Origin of the sequence: Neisseria sp. HMSC065D04 (genome assembly GCF_001815675.1) — a bacterium.
Lineage (GTDB): Bacteria > Pseudomonadota > Gammaproteobacteria > Burkholderiales > Neisseriaceae > Neisseria.
Genome location: NZ_KV821516.1, coordinates 360 through 17326, shown reverse-complemented (window position 1 = coordinate 17326; position 16967 = coordinate 360). Strand labels below are relative to the sequence as shown.

17 protein-coding genes are annotated in these 16967 nt (G+C 48.5%); 6 read left to right on the top strand and 11 right to left on the bottom strand.

Annotation, left to right across the window (positions count from 1 at the left end):
- Positions 1–2 precede the first annotated feature (2 nt).
- Positions 3–323 carry a DUF4298 domain-containing protein gene (locus HMPREF3050_RS06675; RefSeq protein WP_070774201.1) on the top strand — a complete coding sequence of 107 codons (321 nt, stop codon included), beginning with the start codon at positions 3–5 and terminating at the stop codon, positions 321–323.
- 49 nt (positions 324–372) lie between these two features.
- Here HMPREF3050_RS06675 and HMPREF3050_RS06670 read toward each other — a convergent pair whose 3' ends face one another.
- The 5 genes from HMPREF3050_RS06670 to HMPREF3050_RS06650 form a co-directional block, all read right to left on the bottom strand.
- On the bottom strand, positions 373–984 hold the full coding sequence (locus tag HMPREF3050_RS06670; protein ID WP_070774200.1) for an IMPACT family protein: 612 nt from the start codon (positions 982–984) through the stop codon (positions 373–375).
- 62 nt (positions 985–1046) lie between these two features.
- Positions 1047–1982 carry an electron transfer flavoprotein subunit alpha/FixB family protein gene (locus HMPREF3050_RS06665; RefSeq protein WP_070774199.1) on the bottom strand — a complete coding sequence of 312 codons (936 nt, stop codon included), beginning with the start codon at positions 1980–1982 and terminating at the stop codon, positions 1047–1049.
- A 10-nt stretch (positions 1983–1992) separates the two neighbouring features.
- Positions 1993–2742, bottom strand: coding sequence for an electron transfer flavoprotein subunit beta/FixA family protein (locus HMPREF3050_RS06660; RefSeq protein WP_021438408.1), 750 nt, complete (start codon positions 2740–2742; stop codon positions 1993–1995).
- Between the two features lie 215 nt (positions 2743–2957).
- Positions 2958–3938, bottom strand: coding sequence for a lipopolysaccharide heptosyltransferase I (gene waaC, locus HMPREF3050_RS06655; RefSeq protein ID WP_070774198.1), 981 nt, complete (start codon positions 3936–3938; stop codon positions 2958–2960).
- A gap of 36 nt (positions 3939–3974) precedes the next feature.
- Positions 3975–4610 (bottom strand): nicotinamidase, encoded by a 636-nt coding sequence (locus tag HMPREF3050_RS06650; RefSeq protein WP_045072689.1) that lies wholly within the window; start codon positions 4608–4610, stop codon positions 3975–3977.
- 114 nt (positions 4611–4724) lie between these two features.
- Between HMPREF3050_RS06650 and tsaA the strand changes: the two genes are divergently transcribed.
- The 3 genes from tsaA to HMPREF3050_RS06635 all read left to right on the top strand — a co-directional run bounded on the left by tsaA (position 4725) and on the right by HMPREF3050_RS06635 (position 6737).
- Positions 4725–5399: a tRNA (N6-threonylcarbamoyladenosine(37)-N6)-methyltransferase TrmO gene (tsaA, locus tag HMPREF3050_RS06645; protein WP_070774197.1), complete on the top strand. Its 675-nt coding sequence runs from the start codon at positions 4725–4727 to the stop codon at positions 5397–5399.
- A 366-nt stretch (positions 5400–5765) separates the two neighbouring features.
- Positions 5766–6296, top strand: coding sequence for an outer membrane protein assembly factor BamE (gene bamE, locus HMPREF3050_RS06640; protein WP_003755818.1), 531 nt, complete (start codon positions 5766–5768; stop codon positions 6294–6296).
- Positions 6297–6305: 9 nt separating this feature from the next.
- Positions 6306–6737: a hypothetical protein gene (locus HMPREF3050_RS06635; RefSeq protein WP_003755816.1), complete on the top strand. Its 432-nt coding sequence runs from the start codon at positions 6306–6308 to the stop codon at positions 6735–6737.
- A gap of 820 nt (positions 6738–7557) precedes the next feature.
- Here the strand turns inward: HMPREF3050_RS06635 and HMPREF3050_RS06630 are convergent.
- Positions 7558–7860, bottom strand: coding sequence for a hypothetical protein (locus HMPREF3050_RS06630; protein WP_070774196.1), 303 nt, complete (start codon positions 7858–7860; stop codon positions 7558–7560).
- A gap of 230 nt (positions 7861–8090) precedes the next feature.
- A complete protein-coding gene (gene gap, locus HMPREF3050_RS06625) occupies positions 8091–9095 on the bottom strand; it encodes a type I glyceraldehyde-3-phosphate dehydrogenase (RefSeq protein ID WP_003766473.1) in 1005 nt (334 codons plus the stop codon).
- A gap of 570 nt (positions 9096–9665) precedes the next feature.
- Here gap and lpxC point away from each other — a divergent pair.
- Complete coding sequence (gene lpxC / locus HMPREF3050_RS06620) at positions 9666–10580, top strand: UDP-3-O-acyl-N-acetylglucosamine deacetylase (RefSeq protein ID WP_049230484.1); 915 nt, start codon at positions 9666–9668, stop codon at positions 10578–10580.
- A 259-nt stretch (positions 10581–10839) separates the two neighbouring features.
- Here the strand turns inward: lpxC and ggt are convergent, their stop codons facing one another.
- Positions 10840–12609 carry a gamma-glutamyltransferase gene (gene ggt / locus HMPREF3050_RS06615; protein ID WP_070774195.1) on the bottom strand — a complete coding sequence of 590 codons (1770 nt, stop codon included), beginning with the start codon at positions 12607–12609 and terminating at the stop codon, positions 10840–10842.
- Between the two features lie 478 nt (positions 12610–13087).
- Between ggt and gnd the strand changes: the two genes are divergently transcribed.
- On the top strand, positions 13088–14536 hold the full coding sequence (gene gnd, locus HMPREF3050_RS06610) for a decarboxylating NADP(+)-dependent phosphogluconate dehydrogenase (RefSeq protein WP_070774194.1): 1449 nt from the start codon (positions 13088–13090) through the stop codon (positions 14534–14536).
- A 444-nt stretch (positions 14537–14980) separates the two neighbouring features.
- Here the strand turns inward: gnd and HMPREF3050_RS06605 are convergent, their stop codons facing one another.
- The 3 genes from HMPREF3050_RS06605 to HMPREF3050_RS06595 all read right to left on the bottom strand — a co-directional run.
- Entirely contained in the window at positions 14981–15877 is an 897-nt protein-coding gene (locus HMPREF3050_RS06605; protein ID WP_070774193.1) for a polyprenyl synthetase family protein, read from the bottom strand.
- Positions 15861–16085 carry an exodeoxyribonuclease VII small subunit gene (locus HMPREF3050_RS06600; RefSeq protein ID WP_003755792.1) on the bottom strand — a complete coding sequence of 75 codons (225 nt, stop codon included), beginning with the start codon at positions 16083–16085 and terminating at the stop codon, positions 15861–15863. The genes HMPREF3050_RS06605 and HMPREF3050_RS06600 overlap by 17 nt, the downstream gene beginning before the upstream one ends.
- A gap of 136 nt (positions 16086–16221) precedes the next feature.
- Positions 16222–16967 (bottom strand): transferrin-binding protein-like solute binding protein (locus tag HMPREF3050_RS06595; RefSeq protein WP_246830241.1); only part of this gene is annotated, 746 nt, incomplete at its 5' end.

The following is a 16967-nucleotide window of genomic DNA, read 5'->3' as shown; positions in this document are numbered from 1 at the left end:
CCATGCAAAAACGTATTGATGAAATCCAAAGCAAATACCGCGAATGGTGTCATCTACTACCGCAATTGGAAGAAGACATCCGACGTTGGAAACATGCCGTCGCTTTGATTCGCGATATGGACAATTTTTATACCCACGAGTATCAGGCGTGCCATCGGGCTATTGAAGACGGGGCAGAACTGGATTTGAGTACGGAAGGCGAATACAGCATTATGAGTGAAGATGCGTTATGGAACGTGCTGGGCGAATTCCATCAATTGGCCTGGCTATATTTGCGCTCCAGCGTCGATGCCTTAGACAGATATACGCAAGAAGATTTATGAGAGAAGAGGTCGTCTGAAATACCATCCAAAGCATTTTCAGACGACCTTTTCATTCAAAAGGCTTTTCCGTATTTAATTCAATTTGCCGAGTATTCTTCCAAGCCGAAACACAGGCCTCATAATTTGCCAACGACAAACTTACCGTCAATCGACAATCCAACTGTAAATCCTGCTCCAATATATCCGCCTGATATTGTTTGGCAATGCGTATCGCTTCATTCAAAAACGGATATTCACATTTCAGCCAAACGGTTTTTTCAATATTCTTTTCAACTACTTCCGCAACTGCCAATGCTTGAGCCGTTGCCTCTTTATACGCATGTATCAGACCGGGAACACCTAATAAAGTACCGCCGAAATAGCGGACGACCACAACCAAAACATCGGTTACGCCCACCGAATCAATCTGCCCTAAAATCGGCCGACCCGCGCTTCCTGACGGCTCTCCATCATCGTTGGCACGGAATTGCGTACCATCCACACCCAGACGATAGGCATAGCACCAATGCCGCGCTTTATGATGTTCTTCCTTTAACGGATCGAGATATTTTTTCACATCAGCCAATGTCCGAATCGGATAGGCAAATGCGATAAAACGGCTGCCTTTATCTTTAAACTCAGCCTGTGTCGGGGAAGTAATGGTTTTATAAGTCGTAATCATGCTGAAATGTTTTCAGACGACCTCATTAACAACAAGGTCGTCTGAACGTTTCACGTGAAACATCAATTTTTCAATGCTTCTGTTAATTGCGGGACGATTTCAAATAAATCGCCAACCAATCCGTAATCGGCCACATTGAAAATCGGCGCATCAGCATCTTTGTTGATTGCGACAATGACTTTGCTGTCCTGCATACCGGCAACGTGTTGAATCGCGCCTGAAATACCGATTGCAAAATAGAGCTGCGGGGCAACTACTTTACCGGTTTGTCCGACTTGCACGTCATTTGGCGCATATTCGGCATCAACTGCCGCACGGGATGCACCGATTGCCGCACCTAAAACATCTGCCAACGGTGTCAGCACTTCATTGAATTTTTCCGCACTACCCAACGCACGGCCACCGGAAACAATGACTTTTGCCTGAGTCAGTTCAGGACGATCGGAACGGGAAAGCTGACGGTTCACAAAACGGCTCAGGTTTTGAGCAGAGGTCGCTTCAACATTAACCGCCTCAGCATGACCACCTTGCGCCGCCGCTGCGTCAAAAGCTGTTGCACGGAAGGTCAGCACCAATTTTTCTGAATCGGCTTGCACGGTTTCAAATGCATTACCCGCATAAATCGGGCGCACAAAAGTCGTGTTATCCACAATCTCGGTCAAATCAGAAATTTGCGGAACGTCTAATAAGGCCGCTACGCGAGGCAAAAGGTTTTTACCGAATGTGGTTGCCGTTGCTGCAACATAGCGGTAATCCGCTGTCAATTTGACAACCAACGGAGCCAGTTCTTCAGCCAAACCTTCGGCATAATGGGCAGCATCCGCAACCAAAACTTTTTCCACACCCACTACTTGTTTCGCGGATTCCACTACGGCCGATGCGCCGTTTCCGGCAACCAATAAATCGACTTTGCCCAGTTTGGCAGCAGCGGTAACGGCATGCAAAGTGGCAGGATTCAACTGTTTGTTGTCGTGTTCAGCAATAATCAATACACTCATTTCAGTCTCCTCAAATCACTTTGGCTTCGTTTTTCAATTTTTCAACCAATTCGGCAACACTTGCTACTTTCACGCCTGCCTGACGCGCTTTAGGCTCGGCAAATTTCACCGTTTTCAGACGAGGTGAAATATCCGCAACCAAATCAGCAGGCGCCAGTTTTTCCAAAGGTTTTTTCTTTGCCGCCATAATATTGGGGAGTTTGACAAAGCGCGGCTCGTTCAAACGCAAATCCGCGCTGATAACAGCAGGCAGTTTCAATGCGATGGTTTCTTCGCCGCCATCGATTTCCCGCACGATCTGCACTTCGTCACCTTCAATTTGTACTTTGGACGCGAACGTACCTTGCGCCGCATTCAGCAAAGCAGCCAGCATTTGCGCCACTTGGTTGGCATCGTCATCAATCGCTTGTTTGCCCAAAAAGAAAATTTGTGGATTTTCTTTGTCCGCAACGGCTTTCAGCAGCTTGGCAACGGCCAGCGGCTCCAATTTAGTATCGGTTTCAACATGAATTGCACGGTCGGCACCCATCGCCAAAGCTGTACGCAACGTTTCTTCGCATTTTTTCTCACCCAAAGAAACCGCTACGATTTCGCTTACTTTTCCGGCTTCTTTCAAACGGACGGCTTCTTCCACAGCGATTTCGTCAAACGGGTTCATCGACATTTTGACATTGCCGATATCCACATCCGAACCATCGGCTTTTACACGAACTTTGACGTTGTAGTCCACTACGCGCTTTACTGCGACCAGTGCTTTCATTGAATTCTCCTAAAAAGAACGTTGCTTTCACCATCCAGCGGAAACCAAACCTTCTTCTCTATAAAATCAAATCCGTTTTCCTTAAAAACGAATTCATTCAGAAATCTTTCAGATAATGATTGCCGATTATACCATTTTTAAAGCATTTACTCAGGCTGAAGGATATACATTCCTGTACTCAACAAACTGGAAAATGTCATGCCGCTATATCAGTTTCAGACGACCTTTGAGCCTTCATCAGCAGCCACACAATCCATCAACGTTTGATAAACCAAATCCGCAGTCGGAATCTGCCCGATATTGCCCAAATTTTTTGCAACAGCCGAAACTTGAACGCCTGTTTTAATCGGATCAGTATCGGTATAAATACCGACCACAGGTTTTTCCAAAGCATTTGCCAAATGCAGCAAACCGGTATCCACACCGATAATTCCGACCGCGTGTTTCAGCAGATACGCCGCCTGCAATAAATTCATTTTATCGCACACAATGGCAAATGGCAGTCCGTCTGCAATTTGTCCGGCACGCGTTTTTTCAGTTTCATTTCCCCACGGCAGGTAAACGTTGCATTGTTGTTCTTCATTCAGTTTTTGCAGCAACGCCCGCCAGTTTTCCACAGGCCATAACTTACTGTCCCGGCTGGTCGCATGCAAAGCCGCATAATACGGCTGCTCTAAACTTTTCAGACGACCTGCTTCGGGAACGGTTAAACCGAATACCTGCGTTTCCGGCATTGCATATCCAAATACTTGGGCGAACAGCTCACGGTTGCGCCAAACGGCATTTTTCCCTTTCGGTACAGCGTATGTTTTCGCATACGTTAGCGCAGCCAATCCCTCGCGCGCGCTATTTTTATCTAAACCATAAATAGGGGATTTTGCCATTTTGGCGAAACACGCGCTTTTAATCAGACCTTGACTGTCCAATACAAAATCAAATGCTTCCTGCCGCAAGGCCTGTTTCAGACGACCTATTTCCCGCCAAGTTTCAGCCTGAAAGAGATGTTTTCGCCATTGCCGCCATTTCATCACATGGATTTTTTTTACGAACGGATGCAGGCGCGCAATATCTGCAAATCCGGCTTCACACAACCAATGCAGTTCTACATCAGGGCATTGTCGCGCCAAATCTTCGATTGCGGGCAAAGTGTGAATTAAATCGCCCATACTGGACAAGCGGACAAGCAAAATTTTCATATTTAAGAAGTGTGTTTCACGTGAAACAATTTTAACTTATTGATTATTAATATATTTTTTAATTTCTTCAGCGTTTTTTAAGATAATTGCACCGGCAGAACGCATTTCCTGCCATGCCGTTTCGATGGTATCCGGCGCAATGCCCCGACAAGCCGCTTCATTGACGATAACCTGCCAATTGCCGCCTTTTAGCAACTGCAAAACCGTTGTTTTCACACAATAATCCGTAGCCAACCCGCCGACAATGACCGTATCCGTATTTTGACAACGCAGCCATTCAATCAACCCTGTGCTCAGTTTTTCCTCAATATCATGAAAACACGCGCCGTAAGGATGCAATTCAGGATCAACGCCTTTCCAAACGCAATAATCGTATTCCTTGGCAGAAGGCAGCCCGTCCAACAATTCATAGCCGCGAGTACCGACCATCGCATGAGCCACCCAAGTCAAATCCGCATCGGGCAAACCTGTTGGCTTTAACATATCAACAGGGTTATCCACAAGCCATTTCGCTGCCGCATGATGCGCATCTTTCGTCATCACGCGCAAATCCGCCAAAGCGGCTTGGGCATTCAACTCTTCGACAATCAAATGCCCCTCGTTTACAGGCAGCTCTTTAGGACACAAAGGCGTAAAAGTTTTTTGTGCATCAACATCAATGGAAACAATCATTTCATCATTTCAAAGCGATTAAAATGCCCTGTATTATAACAAATTACTGCCCAAAAGCGGTAAAACCGGCTGTGATAAGATAACGTTTTTCCGAAAAACTTGTCCACAATCCTCATGACTTACACCATCGCCCCCATCGCCACCGCCCGCTCGCCCTACAAACAGAAATTCGGCGTCGCCCGTCAGCCCGGATTGGTTCCCGCCGCAGAAGTCTGCATCGAACTGAATCCCGAATTTACCGCAGACAGCGTACGCGGATTGGAACACTTCGATTATGTGTGGATAAGTTTTATTTTTCATGGTGTTTTGAATGAAGGCTGGGCACAAATGGTGCGCCCGCCACGGCTCGGCGGCAAACAAAAAATGGGCGTATTCGCCACACGCAGCCCCCACCGCCCCAATCACCTCGGACTGTCGCTCTTAAAACTCGAACGCATCGAAACCGGCAAACCCGTCCGCCTCTATTGTAGCGGCGCAGACCTGCTGGACGGCACACCAATTGTCGACATCAAACCCTACATCCCCTTTGTCGAATCCAAACCCAATGCCTCATCCGGCTTCGTCAGCGGCAAACCCGAAGAGCTTGAAGTCGTATGGCTTGAAAACATCGGCGCAGAAAATTTATCTGCCAGCACCCAAAACCTGATCAGCCAAAGCATAGCCCAAGACCCGCGCCCCGCCTATCAGAATATTCCCGAACGGATTTACGTCATGAATATTGCGGATTATGAAGTCAGGTTTCAAATCGAGGAAAACCGCGCGACGGTTATTGGGATAAGCCTTGTTTAAATTTTTAGTATCCGCTCCCATTCAAAAAGGTCGTCTGAAAACCAAATTACACGGCGAAATATGGTTTTCAGACGACCTCTTCAAAAAATTGGCATAAAACTTGCATGAAATTCAACCGAGAAATTTACGTTTCACCCAAAATTTGATTAAACATCAAAAGAAACAACCAGTAACGCGATTTTACCCGTGCCAAACACACGCTTGCCTGAAGACGATATACCATTGCTTTCATTTATGTCCGTATGAAATTGTTACAAAGTGACAATAAATGTCAACAGAATGAAAACGGCGGCGCACGGATAACATCGAATCTTGACCATGCAACGGCGGCCTGATTGAAATTGCCGCCACTAAAAAGGATTAACCATGAAAACGTCCCGCATCGCCAAAACCGCCCTTTACCTCGCTGCCGCAGCCGTATTGTCCGCCTGCGCCGGTAAAAGCCACGTTAAAGCCGATGGAACGACGGACAACCCCGTCTTTCCGAAACCCTACTCCGTAACCTTCAACAAAAACCAAGGCACATTCCCTACAGCCGATGAACTCGAACAGATGAAACCGGGTCTGAGCAAAGACGACATCTACAAAATCCTCGGTCGTCCGCACTACGATGAAGGTATGTTCGGCGTGCGCGAATGGAACTACCTCTTCCACTTCCGCACTCCCGGCGTTCCCGCCAATCCCGATATCGGCTCCAACGTAGAAGGCATTACCACTTGCCAATACAAAGTCTTGTTCGACAAACACAAATACGCCCGCAGCTTCCATTGGAAAGCCGTCTTCCCAGAAGATGCCGTCTGCCCGCCCGTACAAGAAGTTGCCCCACAACCCGCGCCCGAACCTCAAATCATCATCCGTGAGGTTGCGCCTGAAACACCCCACCGCATCCGCAGATAATAGGAAACCATGTTTAAAAGAATCATCCTCGGCGTATCGCTGCTGGCAGGGCTGAACAGCTTTGCAGCAGCCGATGCCGCCAAAGAATACATGCAACGCAAAAAAGTCATCGTCAACACCGCCAAAGCCGAGCTGTGCTTTGCCGACGATGGCCAGTGCCACCCCGTACTCATCGGTAAAACCACGCCCAAAGGCAAATTCGACATGCAGTTGATGAAGACTTCCAAACCCGGCTACGGCGGCGAAGTCATCGGCTTCAAGCAGGAAAAAGACTTCCTCTTCGCCCTGCACCGCGTTTGGACGCTCAAACCTTCTGAACACCGCATGAAACGCATCGCCTCCGATGTCGTATCCGACCGCATCATGACCAACGGTTGTATCAACGTAACCGACAAAGTGTACGACAAGCTGCGCAATTACTTCGTTTTGGAAGTGATTTGACGGGCTACTCCGCATAACAAGGATGCAGAAAGGTCGTCTGAAAACCCAAATCTCAGGGTTTTCAGACGACCTTTCATATAGTGGATTAACTCTAAATCAGGACAAGGCGACGAAGCCGCAGACAGTACAGATAGTACGGAACCGATTCACTTGGTACTTCAGCACCTTAGAGAATCGTTCTCTTTGAGCTAAGGCGAGGCAACGCCGTACTGGTTTAAAGTTAATCCACTATATTTAATCAAAGCGAATTTTATTCAATGAACACTTTAGATAAACCAAATCCATAGCGTGGGCTTTGCCCATGAAACCTACCGTTTAACCATTCGAATGGGGTGGTTGTCCTTGCATTTTATTTCGTGGGCAAAGCCCACGCTACACGTTGCTGCAACGGCAATCTGTCCCTTTTCCCATCGGACGGGGGAAGGTTAGGATGGGGGTGGCTTTGTGGGTTTAGTCGTTCAGTCCCTAGAGCTACCTTCTCCCCAGCCCTCTCCTGCCAGAGGGGAGAGGGGGTAGGTTGCAAATAAAAACAAGGTCGTCTGAAAAAATTTTCAGACGACCTTGTCTCTTACTTATGAATAATAACCTAACTAAATTACTATGTTCTATTCAATATTCCAAGCTCCTTTGTAATACATTCATACTCAATTGAAAATGCACCATTTCCTCCAACTCTATGCATATAGTGGATTAAATTAAACCAGTACGGCGTTGCCCCGCCTTAGCTCAAAGAGAACCTCTAAGGTGCTGAAGCACCAAGTGAATCGGTTCCATACTATCTGTACTGTATCTGCGGCTTCCGCCTTGTCCTGATTTAAATTTAATCCACTATATCTTTGAGAAATTGGGAAACAATTTCAGGATACATTCCATCTTCGTACAAACTCATAATTAATGGTTTAATAGCTTGATATCCCCAGCCAAACTCCTGGTTCATACGTTGCTCAAATTCACCATGTGAAAAATCAGGTTTTTTAGAAAATTCATTTAAAATATTAAATAATTGATTTGCTTTTTCATGATTAAAATTAATTTCGAGAAACCATTTATCTAAAGAGTTAATACTACCTGTAATAGCAAATCGTTTTAAAATTTCAAATTGAAATCTTTCAGTTTCATTCATATTTCTAATCCTTTAAAAAATTAATAAAATAGTCTTAGTGACTATTACTTATATTATATACACCATCCAAAAAAAGAACAATTTCATAATTTTTAATTTTATATCCCGTAATTACTAATGCTTAAATGTTTGTACACTAATTAAAAGGTCGTCTGAAAACCATGTTTTAGGTTTTCAGACGACCTTTTCTCTTACTTATCCACAGACTGGTTTACCCAATCCGAAATCTTTTAGATTTTGCCTGCGAAGTATTCCAAAGTGCGGACGAGTTGGCAGGTGTAGGACATTTCGTTGTCGTACCAAGCAACGGTTTTCACCAGTTGTTTGTCGCCTACGGTCATTACGCGGGTTTGGGTCGCGTCAAAGAGCGAGCCGTATTCGATGCCGACGACGTCGGAAGAAACGATTTGATCTTCGGTGTAGCCGTAAGATTCGTTGGCGGCAGCTTTCATCGCGGCGTTGATTTCTTCTTTGGTTACGGGGCGTTCGAGGACGGAAACCAATTCGGTCAGCGAACCGGTGGCAACGGGGACGCGTTGGGCGGAGCCGTCGAGTTTGCCGTTCAATTCGGGGATAACCAGACCGATGGCTTTGGCGGCGCCGGTGCTGTTGGGCACGATGTTGAGCGCGGCAGCGCGGGCGCGGCGCAAATCGCCTTTGCGGTGCGGCGCGTCAAGGGTGTTTTGGTCGCCGGTGTAGGCGTGGATGGTGGTCATCAGGCCTTCGACTACGCCGAATTCTTTTTGCAGGACTGCCGCCATCGGGGCAAGGCAGTTGGTGGTGCAGGAAGCGGCGGAGATGACGGTTTCGCTGCCGTCCAAAATGTCTTGGTTTACGCCATATACGACGGTTTTCACGTCATTGCCACCGGGGGCGGAAATAACGACTTTGCGCGCACCGGCGCGGATGTGGGCTTCGGCTTTGGTTTTGCTGGTAAAGAAGCCGGTACATTCGAGGACGACGTCTACGCCCAATTCGCCCCAAGGCAATTCTTCAGGATTCGGATTGGCGAAGACTTTGATTTCTTTGCCGTTCACCACGATGGCATCGTCTTTCAATTCGGCAGTACCTTGGAAGCGGCCTTGGGTGCTGTCGTATTTGAAAAGGTGCAGCAGCATATCGGCAGGGGTCAAGTCGTTGACGGCGACGACTTCGATGCCTTTGGCTTTTTCAATTTGACGCAATGCCAGACGGCCGATGCGGCCGAAACCGTTAATCGCTACTTTGATGCTCATTTTGATACTCCTGTCAGTAGGGAAAGGGATGAATTTCAATAAGGGCTATTGTAGCCTGAAATAAAACTACTACCTAGAATTACACGATGCTACTTTTAAAATGTTTGATTTAAATAAAAAAACCGTGAAATAGGTCGTCTGAAAATACAGATTGGTACGGTTTGTCCCCATATTTGGGGATAAATTTTGGTTGTTTTTAAAATTAATATGTAATTATTTAAAAAAAATGATGATAGTGATGAGTGTATCCCCGCTTTGTGGATAACCTTATTACTGATTGTATAATCAAATTGTTGCATTCATTTAAAGGCTGCGTTCAAGTTTTGTTTTTTATGAGAACAAAGTCGGATAATCTGTAATCGTTTGAATTTTTTTGTGGATAAAATCGGATTTTTCCACTCAGATTACACGGCATACTGTGGATAATCTTACCGGTACAAAGGGTCGTCTGAAAAATCTATGGTTCTGAAACGCCTACATTAGCAAATACTATTAAAAATAATGGATTATTTTTTCCTTTTTATCGTATTATCCAAACATCAAACCAATTATTGAATAAGGAGGCGGTTTATGCTGCAACGAACTTTGGCAAAATCCATCAGCGTAACCGGCGTCGGGCTGCATTCGGGCGAACGGGTCGCACTGACCCTGCATCCTGCGCCTGAAAACAGCGGGATTTCCTTCCGCCGTACCGATTTGGACGGCGAAATGGGCGAAACCATCAAACTTACGCCTTACCTCATCAACGATACGCGCCTGTCGTCCACTATCGTAACCGACAAAGGCGTGCGCGTCGGCACGATCGAACACATCATGTCCGCGCTGTCCGCCTACGGCATCGACAATGCGCTGATTGAGTTAAACGCGCCCGAAATCCCGATTATGGACGGCTCCAGCCTGCCGTTTATTTATCTTTTGCAAGATGCGGGCGTTGTCGATCAAAAGGCGCAAAAGCGGTTTTTGAAAATCCTCAAACCTGTCGAAGTCAAAGAAGCGGGCAAATGGGTGCGCTTTACGCCGTATGACGGCTTTAAAGTGACGCTGACCATCGAATTCGACCATCCGGTTTTCAACCGCAGCTCGCCCACTTTTGAAATCGATTTCGCGGGCAAGTCCTACATCGACGAAATCGCGCGCGCGCGCACCTTCGGCTTTATGCACGAAGTAGAAATGATGCGCGCCCACAATCTCGGACTGGGCGGCAATTTGAACAACGCCATCGTGATTGACGACATGGACGTTTTAAATCCGGAAGGTTTGCGTTATCCCGACGAGTTTGTCCGCCACAAAATCCTCGATGCCATCGGCGATTTGTATATCGTCGGACACCCGATTATCGGCGCATTCGAAGGCTACAAATCCGGCCATGCCATTAACAACGCTTTATTGCGCGCAGTTTTGGCGGATGAAACCGCTTACGAATGGGTGGAATTCGCCGACGACGAAGATTTGCCGTCTGCCTTCCATGAGCTGCCCGCGGCTTGAGATAAGACAGCGTACAAAAAGGCTGTGGATGATGGTTCGTCCACAGCATTTTTATTGAATAACTTAGAAGGTCGTCTGAAATCTTAAAACCAAGGTTTCAGACGAGTTTTTTTCTATAAAACGAAACAAAAAAACCATCTTCTGCCAATATTTCAACCTTGATTATCCACATGACTATCCAATCTATCCTTATGAAAAATAGAAAGATTATATTTTTTCTTAAATTTTATACACATTTTATCCACAAGCTTATCAGTGATCAATCGCCCATGACTTTACCTTCACGACGCGGGTCGGCACCGCCTAGCAAACCGTCTCTGCCGATTACAATGCCTTGCACGCCGGAATTCAAATCGCGAATTTGGACTTTGTAGCCCAGTTTTTCCAAGTCTGCCGCTTTGTCCGCCGCAGCGGTTTTTTCCTCGATTTCATACTGGCTGCCGCGATTGAGCATATTCGGCAAAGAGATTGCCGCCTGAATATCCATGCCCCAGTCGATATGCGCCACCAGCGTTTTGGCGACGAAACCGATGATGCGGCTGCCGCCGGGCGAACCGACCGCCATATAAGGTTTGCCGTCTTTCATCACAATGGTCGGTGCCATTGAAGAACGCGGCCGCTTGCCGCCCGCCACGCTGTTGGCAACGGTTTTACCGTCCGCGCCGACAGGGTTGAAAGCGAAATCGGTCAATTCATTGTTGAGCAGATAGCCGTTTGCCATCAGCCCCGAGCCGAACGCGTTTTCAATTGAAGTCGTCATCGACACGACGTTGCCGTCTTTATCCACAACCACCAAATGGCTGGTGGACGGCAGCTCTACCGCCATGCCCTGCGCGTATTTCTTGCCGAACTTACCCGCCTGAATGTTTTCCAACGCCTTGTCGGCTTGGCGGATTTCTTCGGCACGCGGTTTCAGATAAGCCTGCGAAATCAAGGCTCGGGTCGGAACGTTGACAAACGCGGGATCGCCGATGTAGTGATCTCGGTCGGCAAACGCAATCCGTGACGCATCGCCTATCCAACGCCAACTGTGGATATTTTCCGATCCCAACGCCTTCATATCCTGATTTTGCAACACGCCCAAAATCTCGCCCAAAGCAATCGCGCCCGAACTTGGCGCGCCCATGCCGCAAACTTCGTATTCGCGATAAGGTGCGCAAACCGGGTGACGCTCGATAACGCGGTAGTTTTTCAAATCTGACAAACTGATTTTGCCGGGGTTATCCACAGCACCGGTAACGGCACGGACAATATTCTGCGCCTGCGCGCCCTGATAAAACGGCGCGCTGCCTTTTTCCGCCAACAGGCGCACGGAGCGGGCAAATTCAGGGTTTTTCAACACCGTTCCCGCTGCCAAAGGCTTGCCGTCAGGCAGGAAATACGCGGCGGTTTGCGGATAGCGTTTCAAAGGCTCAAGATTCTGCTCGATGGATTTCGCCATGCGCGGTGAAACCATAAAGCCTTGTTCCGCCAAAGCAATCGGTTTGTCAAACAGACTTGCCCAAGGCAATTTGCCATAACGCTTGTGGACATCTTCCAGCAGCTTCGGAATCCCCGGCACGCCGACCGAACGGCCGCCGACCACTGCGTTCATAAAGCCCATCGGTTTGCCGTTTTCATCCAAGAAAAGCGCCGGCGTTGCCGCTTTCGGCGCCGTTTCTCGGGCATCAAACGTCGTCAGTTTTTTCGCCTTATTGTCCCAATACACCAAAAACGCGCCGCCGCCCAAACCGGAAGACTGCGGTTCGGTCAGACCCAAGGTCGTCTGCATGGCAATCATCGCATCTATCGCACTGCCGCCGCGTTTCAAAACCTCGTATCCCGCCTCAGTCGCCAACGGATTGGCAGACGCCGCCATATAATGCTTGGCGCGGATCAATTTCTGCTCGGTCAGCCCCGTCCCTTGTTCCGGCGCATGGTTATCCACAGCCGTCGGCACAGGCGCGGCATCAGATTTCTGCATCGGCTGGTGCGCGCACGCCGCCAAAACCAAAGCTGCCAACAGGTTTAAGCTAAAGGAAAATTTCATATCTGCTCCCTTTTCGTTGAGATATTTTTCAGACGACCTGCGGTTGAAAAACACAAAAGGTCGTCTGAAACATGAAAACCGATTGGACTGTTTATCTCTTCGGACAGTTCCGTTTGAGCCCTGTATAAAACCGGCAGGCTGTGTGCATAGCCGGAAAGTTATACACAAAACCAAACCGGATTTCAAAATTATCCACATCTGCAAACAAGGCAAACAGCAGTTTATCCGCATCCAAAATCTAAATTCAACTTATTGAACTGAAAAAGAAATAAAAGTTATACACAAGCAAATGCGCGACTCAATATAATCATCTATTTATTATTTAAAATCTTATTTATAGTTTGTTTCCCAACGCGCAGCCAAAGCCCGCAACGTAAAGGCATCTTTTCAAAAAATTAGATAGTTAAGGATTGTTAAACCTCTGTAAATCAGATAGAGTTACGGCTGATAAATTAAATTAATAATGGAGCTTCCATCAATGAAAGGCGATATCGGCGTCATCGGCTTGGCCGTTATGGGTCAAAATTTGATTTTGAATATGAACGATCACGGTTTCAAAGTCGTGGCGTACAACCGGACCACTGCTAAAGTAGACGATTTTCTCAACGGCGCAGCCAAAGGCACCAACATTATCGGTGCCTATTCATTGCAAGATTTAGTGGATAAACTGGAAAAACCGCGCAAAATCATGATGATGGTACGCGCAGGTTCTGTCGTGGACGACTTTATCGAGCAACTTGTCCCGCTTTTGGACCAAGGCGACATTATTATTGACGGCGGCAACGCCAACTATCCCGATTCCACCCGCCGCACGCACGAGCTGGCGGCAAAAGGCATCTGCTTTATCGGCGCGGGCGTTTCCGGCGGCGAAGAAGGCGCGCGTCACGGTCCGTCCATCATGCCCGGCGGCGACGAAGCCGCATGGCCGGCAGTCAAACCCATCTTCCAAGCCATTGCCGCCAAAACCCCGCAAGGCGAACCCTGCTGCGACTGGGTCGGTCGCGACGGCGCAGGCCATTTCGTCAAAATGGTGCACAATGGCATCGAATACGGCGATATGCAGTTGATTTGCGAAGCCTACCAATTCATGAAAGACGGCTTAGGTCTGAGCTACGACGAAATGCACCGCATTTTCAGCGAATGGAACCAAACCGAGCTGGATTCCTACCTGATTGAAATCACCGCCGCGATTTTGGGCTACAAAGACGAAAACGGCGAACCTTTGGTCGAAAAAATCCTCGATACCGCCGGACAAAAAGGCACAGGCAAATGGACCGGCATCAACGCCCTCGATTTGGGCATCCCGCTGACGCTGATTTCCGAAGCCGTGTTCGCCCGCTGCGTGTCCGCGTTCAAAGACCAACGCGTTCAAACCGGCAGCTTGTTCGGCAAAACCGTTACCCCCGTCGAAGGCGACAAAGCCGCATGGGTCGAAGCCCTGCGCCAAGCCCTGTTGGCATCCAAAATCATCTCCTACGCACAAGGCTTCATGCTCATCCGCGAAGCCAGCGAAAACAACGATTGGGCATTGAACTACGGCAACACCGCCCTTCTGTGGCGCGAAGGCTGCATCATCCGCAGCGCGTTCTTGGGCAACATCCGCGACGCATACGAAGCCAATCCCGATTTGGTGTTCTTAGGTTCTGATCCTTATTTCAAAGGCGTATTGGAAAACTGCCTGCCCGCATGGCGCAAAGTGGTCGCCAAAGCCATCGAATGCGGCATCCCCATGCCCTGCATGGCTTCCGCGATTACCTTCCTCGACGGCTACACCACCGAACGCCTGCCCGCCAACCTGCTGCAAGCCCAACGCGACTATTTCGGCGCGCACACCTACGAGCGCACCGACAAACCGCGCGGCGAATTTTTCCACACCAATTGGACAGGCAAAGGTGGCGATACGGCATCGACCACTTACGATATTTGATTTGTCTGAATCATCGAAAAGGTCGTCTGAAAACCATAAGTTTTGGGTTTTCAGACGACCTTTTTATTTGAACCTTTCAATTTGCGGCGTGGCATTTGTCTTCATTCCCAACTCTTTTATGGGAATCTCAGCGACAAATTTCGGTTTTAAAAACGGATGCTTGCGGGTGCAGAAGGGCGGTTAAAATACCCTGTAAAATCCACTGTTTGCGCACAACTTATCCACATTTTAATCCCAGTTTATCCCGTTGAATAAAAGCATGATTCATTCTATAGTGGATTTAACTTTAAACCGGTACGGCGTTGCCTCGCCTTGCTCTGATTTAAATTTAATCCACTATAAACACCATCCCTATACAAAAAGGTCGTCTGAAAATCTTGGAACTGATTTTTCAGACGACCTTTGGTGTCTTAACGGTATAAAAAGAAAAATGATTTAAAGCGTTTAATTTTTCCGCGCAGTAACAAATTCCGCCAGCAGCCGCAGATGCAGGGCTTTTGCGCCGAAGGGTTCGAGCAGGGCGGCGGCTTCGGCGGTCAGGGTTTCGGCGTAGGCGCGGGCGGCTTGCAGGCCCATCAGTTTGACGTAGGTGGGTTTGTCGTTGTCGCTGTCTTTGCCGGCGGTTTTGCCCAAGGTGGCGGTATCGGCTTCGCAGTCCAACACGTCGTCGATGACTTGGAATGCCAAGCCGAGTTTGGCGGCGTAGCTATCTAAGGTGCGGACGTCGTCTGAATCCAAATCGGGGCAGGCAAGCGCGCCCAATACGACGGCAGCGCGGATGAGAGCGCCGGTTTTGAGGCTGTGCATCTGCTCCAACTGCGCCTGATTCATGGCTTTGCCGACGTTGGCAAGGTCGATGGCTTGTCCGCCTGCCATGCCGAGGCTGCCGGATGCTTTGGCGAGCGTGGACAACATGGCGATTTGGCGTTCGGCGGGTAGTCCGGTCGGGCGGCTCAATACGTCGAAGGCTTGGGTTTGCAGCGCGTCGCCGACCAAAAGGGCGGTGGCTTCGTCGTATTTCACATGGCAGGTCGGTTTGCCGCGCCGCAGGCTGTCGTTGTCCATTGCGGGCATATCATCGTGAACCAAGGAATAGACGTGCACCATTTCAATCGCCGCCATGGCTTGCTCGACGGCGTTTTGGTCGGCATCGCTCAATTCGGATGCGGCGAGCACCAAGAGCGGGCGCAGCCGTTTGCCGCCGCCGAGGGTAACGTAACGCATGGCTTCGTGCAGCGTGTGCGGCACTTGGTTTTCAGACGGCAGGAAACGCTCCAGCAGCAATTCGGTCTGCGCTTGGGCTTTTTGCTGCCAGGCTTTCAATTCATTCGCCGGGTTCAAGGTTCAGCTCCTTCAGTTCGCCCGCATCCAATACTTGCAGCTTTTGTTCGACTTCCGCCAACTTGGTTTGGCAGTATCTGACCAGCTCGTTGCCTTCCTGATAGGCTGCCAGAGCGTCTTCCAGCGGCATTTCGCTGCTTTGCATGGACTGGGTCAGGGTTTCGAGGCGGGCGAGGGCTTCTTCAAAGGATTTGGGGGCTTTTTTCATGATGATGCGGGCAAAAAATCAAAGCGGTATTGTAGCATTTTATGGGCTGCTTCTCGGTCGGGAACGGAAAAAGGTCGTCTGAAAACCTGATTTCCAAGTTTTCAGACGACCTTTTGAGCTGATGATACGGTAAAAATCATTCTTTCAGAGCGGCGGCACCAAACGTACCGTTTTTAGATTCCAGAAGATGATCGAATCGGCCGGTAAGCTCTTCTGCTTGGGGGCCGAGGAACATACCCGACATGATTTTTTGTTCTTTCTCATCCACATGGAAGAAGCGGTTGCCGACGATTTGACCTTCCAGATTCACTTCATCAAATTCACCGTTTTCGGAATAAACCGCACCGGAGAGGGATTTGCGGCTAAAGTCCACCATAAAGATGGAGTTGCCGAACGTATTGGCTTGTCCGACATCGCTGTAAAGCGCATAACCGCGGTAAAAAGCCTGACCTTCTTGAGGCATCGCTGCTTCCGGAGTAATAACGCCTTGGTAAAACATATACGATGTATGGATGTCAGTATCTCCATTTTTCAAGCCATAAAAACCGTAGCGGCCGTATTTCAGATGAGTGGCGGCAACCAGGACAGATTTTTCGTTCACATTACCGAATACTTCAGCCCTTTGAGGCTCAGTTTCAGGCAACAGCGAAATTTTTTGTCCGTCCACCTCAAGAATATTGATGTCGCCGATATGGGAAATATCGTCGCCTTCCATTCCTGATTGGGAAATTTTGCTGTAATAGCCGTCAATTTGTTGGGTTGCAGCAGCAGCTTCGGCTGCTTTACGTTCAGCTTCTGCTTTAGCTTTTTCAGCAGCCTTACGTTCTGCTTCGACTTTAGTTTTCTCAGCCTCTTCAGCAGCCTTACGTTCTGCCTCAGCTT

Bases quoted from the DNA above. Each gene is read 5' to 3' on its own strand.
- HMPREF3050_RS06675 (WP_070774201.1), top strand. From the start codon at position 3: ATGCAAAAACGTATTGATGAAATCCAAAGCAAATACCGCGAATGGTGT.
- HMPREF3050_RS06670 (WP_070774200.1), bottom strand. From the start codon at position 984: ATGATTACGACTTATAAAACCATTACTTCCCCGACACAGGCTGAGTTT.
- HMPREF3050_RS06665 (WP_070774199.1), bottom strand. From the start codon at position 1,982: ATGAGTGTATTGATTATTGCTGAACACGACAACAAACAGTTGAATCCT.
- HMPREF3050_RS06660 (WP_021438408.1), bottom strand. From the start codon at position 2,742: ATGAAAGCACTGGTCGCAGTAAAGCGCGTAGTGGACTACAACGTCAAA.
- waaC (WP_070774198.1), bottom strand. From the start codon at position 3,938: ATGAAAATTTTGCTTGTCCGCTTGTCCAGTATGGGCGATTTAATTCAC.
- HMPREF3050_RS06650 (WP_045072689.1), bottom strand. From the start codon at position 4,610: ATGATTGTTTCCATTGATGTTGATGCACAAAAAACTTTTACGCCTTTG.
- tsaA (WP_070774197.1), top strand. From the start codon at position 4,725: ATGACTTACACCATCGCCCCCATCGCCACCGCCCGCTCGCCCTACAAA.
- bamE (WP_003755818.1), top strand. From the start codon at position 5,766: ATGAAAACGTCCCGCATCGCCAAAACCGCCCTTTACCTCGCTGCCGCA.
- HMPREF3050_RS06635 (WP_003755816.1), top strand. From the start codon at position 6,306: ATGTTTAAAAGAATCATCCTCGGCGTATCGCTGCTGGCAGGGCTGAAC.
- HMPREF3050_RS06630 (WP_070774196.1), bottom strand. From the start codon at position 7,860: ATGAATGAAACTGAAAGATTTCAATTTGAAATTTTAAAACGATTTGCT.
- gap (WP_003766473.1), bottom strand. From the start codon at position 9,095: ATGAGCATCAAAGTAGCGATTAACGGTTTCGGCCGCATCGGCCGTCTG.
- lpxC (WP_049230484.1), top strand. From the start codon at position 9,666: ATGCTGCAACGAACTTTGGCAAAATCCATCAGCGTAACCGGCGTCGGG.
- ggt (WP_070774195.1), bottom strand. From the start codon at position 12,609: ATGAAATTTTCCTTTAGCTTAAACCTGTTGGCAGCTTTGGTTTTGGCG.
- gnd (WP_070774194.1), top strand. From the start codon at position 13,088: ATGAAAGGCGATATCGGCGTCATCGGCTTGGCCGTTATGGGTCAAAAT.
- HMPREF3050_RS06600 (WP_003755792.1), bottom strand. From the start codon at position 16,085: ATGAAAAAAGCCCCCAAATCCTTTGAAGAAGCCCTCGCCCGCCTCGAA.